Genomic DNA, 13608 nt, shown 5'->3' on the forward strand with positions numbered 1-13608 from the left:
CCCAGCTACTCCCGTCCTACGAATACCCGTCCATGCCAGTTTGATACCTGTGATTCCGGGTGTGATTAGGTGAGTGTTCTAGCCGTTGAAACCATGTGTCATCCGTGGCAGCATGGAGATATGACAGCAGTTGCAGGAGCCCGCGGAGGGCTGAAGGCCCATCAGGATTCCATCCGGTTGCCAGAGGCCGAGCTGGTCCGCGACCTCAGGGACATCCTGGGTGCAAAACTTGTCGCCTATATCGGCTCAGTGAAGGAAACACGCGCTGTACGCCAATGGGCAGACGGTGAACGGAAACCATCCGCCGAGGTCATGACCCGGCTGCGGCACGCCTACCACGTCGCAGCTTTACTGGCCGAGCGCGACTCCCGGGCCGTGGTCCAGGCCTGGTTCCAAGGCATGAACCCGCAGCTGGACGATGTCCCACCGGCCAGGCTCTTGCGCGAAGGCCATGTCGACGAGGCCGCACAATCCGTCCTCGCCGCCGCCCGGGCCTTCGCGGCCGCCGGCTGAATATGGAGCAGAACGAACTAGCCATCATCCCAGCATCCGAAACTGTATGGCGTATCGGGTTCCGCCCCGAACCATGGGCGTGGAGCGGCTGGGAATGGGCCACGGACGGCCGCTTTCCCGGACGCTGGGATGACCTGCACGGCAACTTCCGAACCGTCTACGCGGGCTCCAGCCTGAAGGCATGCCTCCTGGAAGTCCTAGCGGCCTTCCGTCGCGACGCCAGGCTCGCCGCCGAACTCAACGAAATCGTCGAGGACGATGAAGACCAGGTGCTGCACCCGAGCATTCCACCAGGAGAAGTTCCTCGTGAATGGCTGGAAACACGTGCCGCGACCAGCGCCGAGCTCTCCGGGCAGTACTGCGCCGTCACCGCCTCCCAGAGCCTGGCTGCCCTTTACCCGAAATTCGTCGCCATGGCCCTGAGCCTAGGCCTGGCCGACTTTGATGCCGCCGCCCTGAGGGACGCCAGACCCCGGCAACTGACCCAGGCCATCGCCGCCTGGCTCTACGAGACAACGCCAGTTGACGGTGTCACCTTTACATCCCGGCATGGCGACGAGCTCCGGTTGTGGGCGATCTTCGAGCGGCCCGGGGACCCTCCAGTGAGCCCTAAACTTGGCCGGACCCAAATGCTCGACATCCACCCTGACGCTGCGGCGATCAAGGAAGCATTCGGAATCCTCAACCTCAAATGGCGTAAAGAGTAGGGCAGGGCACTCCTCAGCGCCAGTTGCTCCCAGCCCCAGCTATCACTCAGCTGATGAAGATCCTTACCTCGGGCGACCTGTCACCCATCGACGCCTGACCCCTTAGGGACCTAAGCAAATACCAACCTCGGGCACCTGTTCCAACTTTCGGCCGGATTCCAAACTGCAGAACAGGGTTCTTGTGTTTCGTTGAGCATCCGGCGCTTGTGTCGCAGAAAGTTCTACTGACAAGTAACTGATGCGCAGCGTAGCTTTGGCGAACAAGCATGTGACCACCTCACGTGCCTTCCCGGACAAAGGGTCTGCCGTGGCAGGAATTCGGGACATGCGCGAATACGCCGGAATGGGCCACATCACCGACGGATGCCGGTCACCCGTGGCACCCGCAGTTGCAGAACCAGTGGCTCTGGCCTCAGGGCCCGAGTGTTTCAGCCCGCGACAAGGACCCTCGGCACGTCAGGGGCAATCCAATCGAGAATTCTCATTCCGTTAGCAAGAGAAAGAGACCCGATTCGCCGCTGTAGCGGTTGCATGTCTACGGTGGTGGCGGCGTCTCCGCATTCCCCCCCATTTTGCGGAGCAGCCACGGAACCCCACGCTTGAGTCTCCCCCAGACTCGCGGGGGGTTCGTTTTCTAGGAGCGGGTCTGATTTGCATTGTTAGACCAAAGCGGCCAGCGCCCGCTTGTAGCTTTCCCACAAAATTCTGGTGCCGGCAGGAAACTAGCGTGAGCCGTGAGGTATATCCGCAGCCAGCCAAGCGCAAAGGACGATCAATGACGATTCAGGCAGACCCTCCTGTTACCAGCTACGCCATCCTCGACACAGCCCGGAAACAAGTTCTTGAAGACGGGGTGGGGCTGACCGAAAGCCAACTGGTGGACGTTCTCAGGCTTCCCGACGACGCCGTTCCCGCGGCGCTCCAGCTGGCCCACGAGGTCCGGCTCCGGCACTGCGGCGAGGACGTTGAGGTGGAGGGCATTATCTCCATCAAGACCGGCGGCTGCCCGGAGGATTGCCACTTCTGCAGCCAGTCGGGCCTGTTCGACTCCCCGGTCCGCGGGGTGTGGCTGGATATCCCGGAACTGGTCAAGGCCGCTAAGGAAACAGCCGCCACCGGCGCCACGGAGTTCTGCATCGTCGCCGCGGTCCGGGGCCCGGACATCAAGCTGATGAACCAGATCAAGTTCGCGATCGACCGCATCAACGAGGCGGTAGAGATCAACATCGCTTGTTCCCTGGGCATGCTCACCCAGCGTCAGGTCGACCAGCTGGCCGAATGGGGCGTGCACCGCTACAACCACAACCTGGAAACGGCCCGCAGCTACTTTCCCGAGGTGGTCACCACGCACAGCTACGAGGAGCGCCTGGAAACCTGCAGCATGGTCAAGGCCGCCGGCATGGAGCTGTGCTGCGGGGCGTTGATCGGCATGGGCGAATCCCTGGAACAGCGTGCCGAACTTGCCGCCCAGCTCGCAGCCCTGGAACCCCACGAGGTTCCGCTGAACTTCCTAAACCCGCGGCCGGGCACCCCGTTGGAAAACCAGGGGATCATGGACGGCAAAGACGCCCTCCGCGCCATCGCCGCCTTCCGCCTCGCCATGCCCAGGACGGTGCTGCGCTACGCCGGCGGACGGGAACTGACCCTGGGCGACCTCGGCACCCGGGAAGGCCTGCTCGGCGGGATCAACGCCGTCATCGTCGGGAACTACCTCACCACCCTGGGCCGGCCCGCCACCGCGGACCTGAACCTGCTCGTGGAGCTGAACATGCCCATCAAGGAATTCCAGAAGACGCTGTGAACGGGACCAGGAACACCGGGGGCCCGGCAGGATCAACGGCCGGCCCGTTCTGCGGACACTGCGGCGGCGCATTCGACGGCGCCGGATTGCGGGCGCCGGAGTCCCACCGTCACTGCCACGGGCAGTTGGCGCTGGAACCGCCGCGCTACTGTGCGCAGTGCCGGCGGCGGATGAAGGTCCAGGTCACGCCGCTGGGCTGGACGGCTCAGTGTTCCCGCCACGGGGTGCTGGTCCCGTGAGGCAGGATCCGGGGAGCCTGATCCAGCGGGACCGCGCCCGGCTGTGGCACCCGTACGCGGCAGCCTCGCCGGATCTTCCGCTGTGGGAGGTCGAGGCTGCCGGCGGCGCGCGGCTGCGGCTCCGGAGCGAGGACGGCACGCGGCACCACGTCGTGGATGCCATGTCCTCGTGGTGGTCGGTGATCCACGGCTACCGCCACCCCATGCTGGACGCCGCCGCGAGGCGGCAGCTGGACAGCTTCAGCCATGTGATGTTCGGCGGCCTCACGCACGCCCCGGCGGTGGAACTGGCCGAGCGCCTGGTGGACCTGGCCCCTACCGCGCCCGGCCGGCCGGCCCTGGAGCGGGTGTTCCTCGCGGACTCCGGTTCGGTCGCCGTGGAGGTCGCGCTGAAACTGGCGGTGCAGTTCCAGACCGCGTCAGGCAAGCCGTCCCGGCAGCGGTTCCTGAGCCTCCGCGGCGGATACCACGGCGACACCTTCGCCGCGATGGGGGTCTGCGATCCCGTGGACGGCATGCATTCGGCCTTCCCGGGACTGCTGGCCGGCAACGTGTTTGTCCCCCGGCCGCCCGCAGCGTCCTCCGCAACCCCGGAAACCGTCAAGAGGTGGGCCTCCGAACTGGCGGATATCACGGCCGCACACTCCGGTGAGCTGGCCGCGATCATCGTCGAACCGGTCCTCCAGGGTGCCGGCGGCATGTTCGCCTACCCGCCCGAATGCCTCACAGCGCTGCGGGGTATGGCGGACCGGCACGGGCTGCTGCTCATTTTCGACGAGATCGCCACCGGTTTTGGCCGCACCGGCGAGCTGTTCGCGGCCGGCCATGCCGGCGTCGTGCCCGACATCATGTGCGTGGGCAAGGCCCTGACCGGCGGGTACCTGACCCTCGCCGCCATGCTCTGCACCGGTGAGATCGCGGCAACGGTGTCCGGCGGCCGCGCCGGGGCGCTGCTCCACGGCCCCACCTTCATGGGCAACCCGCTGGCCTGCGCGGTGGCCAATGCCAGCCTGGGCCTCATCGAGGACGGCGGCTGGCGGGCCGACGTCGCCCGGATCGGCGCAGGCCTGGCGTCCGGGCTGGCCCCCGCCCTGGCACTGGAGGCCGTCCGGGAGGTCCGCACCCTCGGCGCCGTCGGAGTCATAGAACTGCGCGACGCGGTCGACGTCGCTGCCGTCACGGCCGCGGCCATCCGGCACGGCGTCTGGGTGCGCCCGTTCCGGAACCTCGTCTACACCATGCCTCCCTACATCAGCACCGCCGCGGACATCGAACAGATCACCGCAGGCATGACGGCGGCCGTCGCCGAAGTCCACGGACATCACGCGGCCCGCCGCCCGGACGCGGCATGAGCGCCTCGATGGCCCGGTGGCTGGAACGGCAGGCCGCGGTCCGGGACCGAAGGGGCCTGGTCCGCCGGCCCCTCCCCCGCGCCCTGGATGAAGAGTTCATCGATCTGGCCAGTAACGACTATCTGGGCCTGTCGACAGATCCGCGGGTGGTGGAGGCCGCCGCGAAGGCGGCGTCGCGGTGGGGTGCCGGCGCCACGTCCTCGCGGCTGGTGGCCGGGACCACCGCGCTGCATCTGGACCTGGAGGATGCACTGGCACGCCTGGCCGTAATGGAAACCGCGCTGGTGTTCTCCTCCGGCTATCTGGCGAACATCGGCGTGATCACGGCGCTGGGCGGGCCCGGGACCCTGATCGTCGCGGACGAGCACTGCCATGCCTCGATGATCGACGGGTTCCGGCTCAGCCGCTCCCGCACCGAGTCCTTCGCCCACAACAGCGTCCAGGACGCCGGCCGGGCCCTGGCCGGCCGGGCCCTCGCCGGCCGGAGCGAACCGCGCGCCCTCATCGCCGTCGAATCCCTCTACAGCGTGCTCGGCGACGAAGCCCCGCTCGCCGAACTCCTGGCCCTGGCCGAACATCATGACGCGGTGCTGCTCATCGACGAGGCCCACAGCCTCGGCGTCACCGGCGCCGGCAACTTCCAGGGCCGCGGCTCGGTGGCCGGGACAGCCCTGGCCGGGCACCCGAACGTGGTCGTCACGGCCACCTTGTCCAAGGCCCTGGGATCCCAGGGCGGAGCCGTCCTGGGATCCGCCCTGCTGCGCGACCACCTGATCAACCGGGCCCGCAGCTTCATCTTCGACACCGGCCTGGCCCCGGCCTCCGCTGCCGCGGCCCTCGCCGCCGCGGACATCATCCGCCACGAGCCGTGGCGCGCCGGCTCCGTCCAAAGCAACGCCGCGGACCTGGCCGCCGGCCTGGCGCCGGTCCTGGAAAGCCGCGGGATCGGTATCGACCCGGCGGCGGGGGCCGTCCAGTCCGTTGCCATGCCGTCCGCCGAGGCGGCGCTCTCGGCAACCCGGGCCGCCCGCGCGGCCGGCGTGCGCATCGGATGCTTCCGGCCGCCGTCGGTCCCCGACGGGATTTCCCGGCTCCGGCTCACCGCCCGCGCCACCCTGACACCTGCTGACATTGACCACAGCACCGCGGTGCTGCGCACCATTTTGGAGGAGCTTTCATGAACCTGCCCGACATCATCCTGGTCACCGGAACCGACACCGGAGTCGGCAAGACCGTCACGACGGCGGCCCTCACCGCAGCCCTCCAGGGCCGGGGACGCAGCGTCGCCGTGTACAAGCCCTGCCAGTCAGGAGCCGCCGCCGGCGACTCCGACACCGCTGAAATCATCCGGCTCACCGGCGCCGTTACTGCCGAAACCGGAGTGGTGCTGCAGGAGCCGCTGGCACCCGTGGCCGCCGCCGCCCTCGACGGCAAGGCGCTCCCGCCGCTTTCGGTGCACGCGGACAGGATCCGAGAACTCGCCGCATCCCACGATCACGTCCTGGTCGAAGGTGCCGGCGGGCTGCTGGTGGAGCTAGATTCCGCCGGCGGCACCCTGGCGGACCTGGGAGCGCTTCTCGGCCCTGCCGCGGCGTTCGTGCTCGTCGCCCATCCGGCCCTGGGCACGTTGAACCACACCGCCCTGACCCTCGAAGCGCTGGCACACCGCGGGCAACGGGTGCTGGGCGTCGTGCTCGGCAGCTGGCCCGTGGACCCCGAGGCCGTGCACCACAGCAACCGGCAGGTGCTCGGATCGTTGCGGGTGCCCTTCCTCGGAGCCCTTACGGAGCAGGCCGCAGAACTGTCCCCGGCCGCCTTCCGTACCGGAGCAACTGCATGGCTGAACGGCCTGCCCGCATGAACGCGGCACCAACGACGCCCGGACCTACGAAGACGTGGGCGGAAGGCCACGGACAGATGGAAACCCCTGCACCGGCCCGGTGCCCGTACCTCGTTGTGCGGGACCCGGCTGCCGTCCGGGACGTCCTGCACCGGCCGGCGGAGTTCAGCCCGGCCAATGCCCTGGTCGCGGTGACATCCCTGGCCGGGCCGGCCCTGCGGGTGCTGCAGCGGGTGCGCTTTGCCCTGCCCCCGGTCCTGGCCAGCAACGACACGGACACGCACGCCGGGATCCGCAAGGTGGTCGCCGGCTACTTCACCCCCGCCACCGTCGCCGCCCTGGAGCCGCGGATCCGCCAGCTCGCACGGGAAGCGGCAGCACGCACCGCTGCCCAGCTCGACCGCTCCCCCGCCGTGGACCTGGTGCAGACGGTCGCGGCGTTTCCCCCGGCCGTCATCATGCTCGAACTCCTCGGGCTGCCCGTCCGGGACCTGGCCGCCCTCAAGCAGTGGGGCCTGGACTCGATGGAGCTGTTCTGGGGCTGGCCGGACGAAACCCGCCAGCTCGAACTCGCCCACAGCGCCGCCGGTTTCTACCTCTGGCTGCGCCGGCTCGTGGCCGACTCCGTGACCGCCCCCGGACGCAACCTGTTCAAATCCCTGGCCGACCACGGCCTGTCCACCCCCGAGCTGTGCTCCCTGGGCTACTTCCTGCTCATCGCCGGGCAGGAAACCACCACCCAGCTGATCAGCACCACGCTGTTCCGGCTCCTGCAGGGATCCGCGCCTGTGGACTGGGAGGACGCGGCCTCCCCGGCAGGCGCCCGCGCCACGGTCCGGCACGTGCTTGCCACCGAATCATCCGTCCCCACCTGGCGCCGCGTGGCAGCGCAGGACACGGCGCTGGGCGGCAAACTGATCCCCGCCGGCACCGAAATCCTCCTCGAGCTGACCGGCAACCACGAAACGCCCGAAGTATTGCCGATGCAGGCCGCCCCCGGGGGAATGCCCCTGCAGACGGGGCCGCGCACCCCCTCCACCGCCTACGGCCTGGTCTTCGGCTCGGGCATCCACCGCTGCATCGGGGCCAAACTGGCAGAACTCGAGGCCGCCGTCATGGTCCAGGAAACCGCGGCGGCCCTCCCCCACCTCCAACTGCAGGACCGCGAGCCCGAATGGATCCGGCTCCTGTCCTTCCAGGCCCCCCGCACCGTCACCGTAAGGAACACGCCATGCTGACCAATCGGGCAGCTTGGACCGGGTCTCCCTCCCGCACAAACATCCCTGGACCACATGCTCCGCCGTACCCGAACCCGTTGTCCTGGGTCGATATGGTGGTTTTAATGGCATCCCCCGTGCCGGGCTTTGTTGTATCCGGTGAATTCATGCCAGAAGAGCAGAAGGCCCCATGTTTCTCCCCAGCGGCGTTCTGCGTTTTGACATGCCGCCGACCGCGCACGGACCTTTGGTCAGCGGGATAGATTCCAGATTCAAACCTGAAACGTAGTGTCGAACCAGCGAAATATTTGGAAGCTACGCTGTTGCTTGCTTGGACACCGTGGTCCAGGCAATTCACGGAAAGGACCACCGATGTTGCCTTGGAGCAGGCTGAACGTCTTTCTGGACGCTCACCGGGACGACGATCCTCAATTTGAGGTGGGCACCGCCAACACCAAATTCCCCAGCGGCCAATTAACATCCAGTGCTTGGGAAGGTTGGTGGCACGACGGCACCATCACTACGGCCACACCCATACAACGCGAGGGACTGTAGTACCTGCGCTCGGCGTTCTGCTGGGTGCTCGCCTACCCATAATCCGGGCCGGCTGCGTAGCTTTCATCACTGACATTACTGCGTAAAGGAGACAGCAGCAGCCGGGGGTGGTAGTCGCCATCGCGGTGATCGCCATCACCGCCTGGCACCCGCCCCGGATAGCTGCCCCTGCCGTTCATCGACTCACCCTTGCCACGGACTCCTCTACCGGTCAGTGCAGGGCGCGTCCGTCAGTTGGACCATCGAAGAACCGGACGGTTTACCGGTCGTGGCTGGTCCTGGATGTGTCTGGACGAAAACGGTGCATGGTGGATTGATTTTGCTCTCATCCCGGAGCATATCGGGGTTCTGGCCGCTGCCGAGCAGTGTTATCTGCTTGTGGCCGCCTCCATTGCTTCCGCCTGGTAGGAAGCATCCGTCCGTCGTCCAGGAGTTTCCTTGCAATGAAGGGGCCCGGCCCTCTCCGAGCTTCCGATCCGGGGTCACAACTGAGTGTAGAAGCGCAAGGTGAGGGGTGAACCAACCCGGCAGGCCGCCCGGCTGGAGGATCGCGTAAAGTAAGCAGGGTGAGCACCAGCATCAGCCCGGCTCAAGCATGGCAGCGTCTGCTTGAAGGCAACGAACGTTTCGTCTCTGGAGACGCCCAGCACCCGAACCAAAGCGCCTCGAGACGCAGTGAACTGGTAAACACCCAGGACCCTTTTGCGGTCATCTTTGGCTGCTCGGATTCCCGTCTGGCCGCGGAGATCATCTTTGACCTCGGTCTCGGCGACGCGTTCGTGGTCCGGACCGCCGGGCATGTGCTCGACGACGCCGTCCTCGGCTCACTGGAGTACAGCGTCTCGGTCCTGAATGTTCCGCTCATCGTGGTCCTGGGACACGACAACTGCGGAGCCGTGACCGCCACGAAAGCTGCCGTGGAGACCGGGGAGATGCCTCCACATTTCATCCGGGACCTGGCCGAACGGATCACCCCGTCAGTGCTGACCTCGCTGCGGAATGATCAAACGGAAGTCAATGACATGGTCGTTGAACACGCCAGGCAGACCGTGGACCGGCTACTGGAGAGCTCCCAGGTGATCTCCGCGGCCGTGAAGGGTTCCTCCACCGCGGTGATCGGCGTCGCGTACCGGCTTGAAGAAGGCCGCGCGCAGCTCGTCACGGATCCCGGCCCGCTGTAGCAAAAGCCCCGGAATGGTGATGTAGTTGGCGCCGCGGCCTCCAGCTACGTTCGCGACACCGTCAGCGAACCCGACGTCAGGGCGGCCCCGGGTCTCCGGAGCCCCGTCGTTCCCATCTCTATATCTATACGACGCACGCGCCGGGGGCGTGAATACGGGAACGATGAGCGGCGCCCGGGGAGAACCGGGCGCCGCCCATCATTGTTTTGGGTCGTTAACTTAACGGCTCTAGCTTCCGTGGGCCTCGATTGACACTGGCTGCCATTCGTTCCAGGTTGCCAGGCGTGATTCATAGTCCTTGGTTGCGATGTCCAGGGGTGCTTTGCCGAAGAAGATGCGCAGAGGCGGGGTCTCGGCGTCCACCACCTTGAGGATCGCGCCCCGGGTGGCCGTGGGGTCGCCCGGGTTGTTCGCGGAGGGGCGGCTCGCCGCAGCCTTGCGGACCTCGGCATATTCATCCATCTGCTCACTGCGTGTGGCGGACGGCCCGGACCAGTCGGTCGAGAACCCGCCAGGTTCAACCAGCGTCACCTTGATATTGAAGCCCGCCACTTCCTGGGCGAGTGACTGGGAGAAGCCCTCCAGCGCCCACTTCGAAGCATGGTAGACGCCCACGGTGGGGAAGGCGCTGATCCCACCGATGCTCGACACCTGGATGATGTGGCCCGAGCCCTGCTGACGCATGATGGGAAGTGCCGCCTGCGTGATCCACAGTGCGCCGAACACGTTCGTCTCCAGTTGTGCCCGTACTTCGTCTTCGGCGAGTTCCTCAATCATGCCGAAATGCCCGTAACCGGCGTTATTGATGACCACGTCGAGCCGGCCGAAGTGCTCTGCCGCTTTCCGGACGGCCGCGAAGCCGCCATCCCGGTCGGTGACATCAAGCTGGATCGGCACGAAAGTATCAGCATACTTTTCAGCAAGGTCGTGGAGAGTCTCGAGATTTCGTGCGGTGCCCGCGACATTGTCCCCGCGCTCCAAGGCAGCTTCGGTCCACTCGCGGCCAAAGCCCTTGGACGCGCCAGTGATGAACCAGGTCTTACTCATGGGTACGTTCCTTTCGATGATGTACAGGGATAACTAACATCCGGCGAGGGCAAAGACTTCCCGGATCCGTAATCCACCGGTGTTGTCCAGTCTCGTTCCCCGAGCCTTGATCAGTTGCGAAGCCCGGTCCCGCATAGCAGCCACCTCAGTCCTGGCCTGGTCGCACGCAACCTCGATCTGCACGATCTCTTCTGCCAGAGCCTTCCGTTCGGCCTCTGCCTGCTCGATCTTGACTTGCCACCCCGCACGGGCCAGAAGTCGGTTCCTATACTTCGTTGCTGGACAGTCTCAGGCTCACATCTGACAGTTGGCCGCGGTTCAGACCCCGGCAGCGGCTATCGAGAAAGCCGAAAACCCATGAAGCGACGCGGAATCGGGGTTGTTCAGTTCGGGCCGGGGCGGCAGCGCTGTCGTCCTGTTAGGAAGACGGCGGCCAGTGTCAGGGCTGCGGCGGCTGCGGTGAAGAGCAGTGCCTGGGGGTAGCCGGTGGCCGGGGAGATGAGGGCGAGCAGGTACGGTACTGCCAGGCCGGAGTACGCGAGGCTGTAGAAAAGGGCGATGACGGCGCCCAACTCCTCGGGTGCGGCGATTTGCTCGACTTCCCGGAGCCCGACGATGAGGCATATGCCGTAACCGGCGCCGAGGATCAGGGCCGCTATCATCGCGGTGGCAATCCCGGGGAAGGCGGTGGCGAACGCTGCGGCCGCGCAGCCGGCGGCCACGATGCCAAGCCCTGTCATGGCGGCGGCGGTGCCGCGGCGGGCCGCCCCGTTCTCGTGCAGGCGCCGGCCCAAAGGCTGTGAGAGCATGCCCGCGGCAAGGGCGCCGGCGGCGAGCAGTCCGGGGAAGGCTACGCCGAGCGCGCCCGTCGGTCCCGTCGCATGCCCCGGAAGGGTGGTGAAGGCCAGTGTGACGCTGCCGAACACCCACGGTCCCAATGGCACGACCACCCGGCGGAACCGGGCCGAGGAAACCGACGTGGGCAGAACAGGCGCCCGGGGTTGCCCGGCACTGCCGGGCGGTAGTGTCTCGCGGGTGCGCGGGAGCATTACCAAGGCAGCGCCGGCCAGGGCCAGGTGCACCACGTAGGGCAGCACCTGCGGTGCCGGACCCCATTGGGCCAGGGGACCGGCCACGAGCGGACCTACACCGAACCCTGCCGTCAGTGACAGAGCCGCACGGCGCGCACCGCTACCGGACCCGCCTTCGTCGGAAAGTTCCTTCACCCAGGCCGTACCGGCCGTGAAGACCGTTCCTGAGACCACGCCGGTGAGCAGCCTCCCCGCGTAGAGCCCGGCCACACCCCACTGCCCAGTGATCAGCACGGCGGTGGCGAGCAGCGACAACGCGGTAAAGGCCAGCATGACCGGGCGCCGTCCGCGTCTGTCGCTGACGCGTCCGCCGAAGATCAGTCCCGGGATCAGGCCGAGCGCATAGACCCCGAACACGGCTGTCGCTTCCGCGTCCGATAGGGCCAGGGTGCGGCGGTAGAGCGCGAGCAGAGGAACAAACTGGTTCGCCCCGTAACCTGCGGCGAACATCGCCAGCACCGGCCACCGCCACTGACCCCTCACCGGTGAGTTCCGGTCACGCCGGAGTTTCCGGCAGTGGGGGGCCTCCATCGGCAAGTGGCAGGCTCAGATGCTGGAGTGGCCGGCAACGGCTTCCTCCAGAGAACGCTTGCGCGCGAAAATTGCCGGCCCACGGCGGCCGGGTCCTCCCGGGTCACTGCTGCGGGGACGGCCTCCGCGCTCTCATATGCCATGTTCAGCCCCGGCCTCGGAGCTTTTGCCTGTTTTTGACAGTATCGCGGTCATGGCGAGTTTGAGTCCGGTGGTGAGGGTTGGTTCAATGTCAGGGGCGAAAGATGGGGAGTGGTTCCCCGGTACCGGGTCATGGCTTTCGAGTCGGTCCTGCGTGTACGCGCCGAACATCCAGTAGACGGACGGGACCCCGATCGCCTCTGCGAGGACGCCGAAATCTTCACTGCCCATGACTGGCGGAACTTCGAAAACGGCGGTGTCCCCTATGACGCGCTGGAATTCTTCGATCAGGGCTTTCGCTGCGGCAGGGTCGTTATAGCATCTGGGAAAATTGGAGATCTCTTCGATGATGGGCTCGGGGGCCTTTGATGCGGCTGCTTCGGCACTGATGATGCGGCGCAGGGCATCAAGGACCGTGGCGCGGACGTCATCGTCGAACGTTCTCACGTTCAGTGTGAATTCCACCTTTGCCGGGATGATGTTTTCCTTCAGTCCGCCGTGAAACGTCCCGATCGTCACTACGGCCGGTTTCATCGGGGGAACTTCCCGGGCGACGATTGTCTGGATTCTGATGACCATGTGGGCTGCTAGGACGATGGGGTCGATGGATTGATCGGGCTGGGAACCATGTGCTTGCCGGCCGTGGACGGTTACTTTCCAGGAGTCGGCCATTGCCATGGCGGTTCCGGTGCTGATGTTGACGGTTCCAGAGAGTATGGGCCAGACGTGCTGCCCGTAAATCACTTGCGGGTTCGGTGCTTTCTCCCATAATCCGTCGTTCAGCATCGCTTTGGCGCCTGCGGCGGTTTCCTCACCGGGCTGGAAAATAAAGACTATGGTCCCGGCCCAGTCCGTCTTCGTGCCGGAGAGCAGCTCCGCGGCCATCAGGGCAACGCTCATGTGGGTGTCATGTCCGCAGCCGTGCATAACCGGCACCTGTGTCCCGTCGGGCAGGGTGCCGGTAACGGAGCTCGCGTAATCAAGGCCGGTTTCTTCCCTTATCGGCAGGGCGTCCATGTCCGCGCGGTACCCCACCACCGGGCCCTCACCGTTACGGAGGGTCCCTACCACGCCCGTCCCGCCGCACCGGAACACCTCCAGGCCCATGGCCTCCAGTTCGTGCTCCAGGAATTCCGCTGTCCGGCTCTCCTGCATCGACAGTTCAGGACTGGAATGCAGCCGCCGGTACAAATCATGCATTCTGGCTTCCTGCTGTTCGTTCAATTCGAAGTCAACAATGTTCCTCATACGGTTCCTTTCAACGGTGCCGGCATATTCGTGAGGGTCGGAAACCAGGTGTTCTGGCTCGGGGTGTCTCTTGTGATTCGGTGACTTGCTGGAAGGCCTGTCCGGTGATTGTGTCAAGTATTTTTGGCCCCAGAGGGGCGATTGA

General features: G+C 66.0%; 12 protein-coding genes. 9 read left to right on the forward strand and 3 right to left on the reverse strand.

Annotation, left to right across the window (positions count from 1 at the left end):
- Positions 1 to 120: 120 nt before the first annotated feature.
- The 9 genes from L0B83_RS19255 to L0B83_RS19290 all read left to right on the forward strand — a co-directional run bounded on the left by L0B83_RS19255 (position 121) and on the right by L0B83_RS19290 (position 9405).
- The gene (locus tag L0B83_RS19255; RefSeq protein ID WP_234760184.1) at positions 121 to 513 is read left to right on the forward strand and encodes a hypothetical protein; all 393 of its coding nucleotides are present in this window, start codon (positions 121 to 123) and stop codon (positions 511 to 513) included.
- Positions 514 to 515: 2 nt separating this feature from the next.
- On the forward strand, positions 516 to 1220 hold the full coding sequence (locus L0B83_RS19260) for an RES domain-containing protein (RefSeq protein WP_234760185.1): 705 nt from the start codon (positions 516 to 518) through the stop codon (positions 1218 to 1220).
- A 775-nt stretch (positions 1221 to 1995) separates the two neighbouring features.
- Complete coding sequence (gene bioB, locus L0B83_RS19265) at positions 1996 to 3021, forward strand: biotin synthase BioB (protein ID WP_234760186.1); 1026 nt, start codon at positions 1996 to 1998, stop codon at positions 3019 to 3021.
- Positions 3018 to 3260 (forward strand): biotin synthase auxiliary protein BsaP, encoded by a 243-nt coding sequence (gene bsaP, locus L0B83_RS20090; RefSeq protein ID WP_443627146.1) that lies wholly within the window; start codon positions 3018 to 3020, stop codon positions 3258 to 3260. Before bioB ends, bsaP begins: the two co-directional genes overlap by 4 nt.
- The gene (locus tag L0B83_RS19270) at positions 3257 to 4612 is read left to right on the forward strand and encodes an adenosylmethionine--8-amino-7-oxononanoate transaminase (protein WP_234760187.1); all 1356 of its coding nucleotides are present in this window, start codon (positions 3257 to 3259) and stop codon (positions 4610 to 4612) included. The genes bsaP and L0B83_RS19270 overlap by 4 nt, the downstream gene beginning before the upstream one ends.
- A gap of 8 nt (positions 4613 to 4620) precedes the next feature.
- Positions 4621 to 5793 (forward strand): 8-amino-7-oxononanoate synthase, encoded by a 1173-nt coding sequence (locus tag L0B83_RS19275; protein WP_372461225.1) that lies wholly within the window; start codon positions 4621 to 4623, stop codon positions 5791 to 5793.
- Positions 5790 to 6473, forward strand: coding sequence for a dethiobiotin synthase (gene bioD, locus L0B83_RS19280; protein ID WP_234760189.1), 684 nt, complete (start codon positions 5790 to 5792; stop codon positions 6471 to 6473). The genes L0B83_RS19275 and bioD overlap by 4 nt, the downstream gene beginning before the upstream one ends.
- 56 nt (positions 6474 to 6529) lie before the next feature.
- Positions 6530 to 7690, forward strand: a complete 1161-nt coding sequence (locus L0B83_RS19285; RefSeq protein WP_234760194.1) for a cytochrome P450 — start codon at positions 6530 to 6532, stop codon at positions 7688 to 7690.
- A 1100-nt stretch (positions 7691 to 8790) separates the two neighbouring features.
- Positions 8791 to 9405 (forward strand): carbonic anhydrase, encoded by a 615-nt coding sequence (locus L0B83_RS19290; protein ID WP_234760190.1) that lies wholly within the window; start codon positions 8791 to 8793, stop codon positions 9403 to 9405.
- Between the two features lie 228 nt (positions 9406 to 9633).
- On the opposite strand, the gene L0B83_RS19295 is transcribed toward L0B83_RS19290, so the two are convergent.
- The 3 genes from L0B83_RS19295 to L0B83_RS19305 all read right to left on the reverse strand — a co-directional run bounded on the left by L0B83_RS19295 (position 9634) and on the right by L0B83_RS19305 (position 13463).
- The gene (locus L0B83_RS19295; protein ID WP_234760191.1) at positions 9634 to 10452 is read right to left on the reverse strand and encodes an SDR family oxidoreductase; all 819 of its coding nucleotides are present in this window, start codon (positions 10450 to 10452) and stop codon (positions 9634 to 9636) included.
- Between the two features lie 383 nt (positions 10453 to 10835).
- Positions 10836 to 12026 carry an MFS transporter gene (locus tag L0B83_RS19300; RefSeq protein WP_234760192.1) on the reverse strand — a complete coding sequence of 397 codons (1191 nt, stop codon included), beginning with the start codon at positions 12024 to 12026 and terminating at the stop codon, positions 10836 to 10838.
- Positions 12027 to 12206: 180 nt separating this feature from the next.
- Positions 12207 to 13463: an amidohydrolase gene (locus L0B83_RS19305; RefSeq protein WP_234760193.1), complete on the reverse strand. Its 1257-nt coding sequence runs from the start codon at positions 13461 to 13463 to the stop codon at positions 12207 to 12209.
- Between the last annotated feature and the right edge of the window lie 145 nt (positions 13464 to 13608).

This window comes from Arthrobacter alkaliphilus (genome assembly GCF_021483235.1).
Lineage (GTDB): Bacteria > Actinomycetota > Actinomycetes > Actinomycetales > Micrococcaceae > Arthrobacter > Arthrobacter alkaliphilus.

What these genes read in the sequence shown, in the direction of transcription:
- L0B83_RS19255 (WP_234760184.1), top strand. Translation starts at nt 121, where the DNA reads ATGACAGCAGTTGCAGGAGCCCGCGGAGGGCTGAAGGCCCATCAGGAT.
- L0B83_RS19260 (WP_234760185.1), top strand. Translation starts at nt 516, where the DNA reads ATGGAGCAGAACGAACTAGCCATCATCCCAGCATCCGAAACTGTATGG.
- bioB (WP_234760186.1), top strand. Translation starts at nt 1,996, where the DNA reads ATGACGATTCAGGCAGACCCTCCTGTTACCAGCTACGCCATCCTCGAC.
- L0B83_RS19275 (WP_372461225.1), top strand. Translation starts at nt 4,621, where the DNA reads ATGGCCCGGTGGCTGGAACGGCAGGCCGCGGTCCGGGACCGAAGGGGC.
- bioD (WP_234760189.1), top strand. Translation starts at nt 5,790, where the DNA reads ATGAACCTGCCCGACATCATCCTGGTCACCGGAACCGACACCGGAGTC.
- L0B83_RS19285 (WP_234760194.1), top strand. Translation starts at nt 6,530, where the DNA reads ATGGAAACCCCTGCACCGGCCCGGTGCCCGTACCTCGTTGTGCGGGAC.
- L0B83_RS19295 (WP_234760191.1), bottom strand. Translation starts at nt 10,452, where the DNA reads ATGAGTAAGACCTGGTTCATCACTGGCGCGTCCAAGGGCTTTGGCCGC.
- L0B83_RS19305 (WP_234760193.1), bottom strand. Translation starts at nt 13,463, where the DNA reads ATGAGGAACATTGTTGACTTCGAATTGAACGAACAGCAGGAAGCCAGA.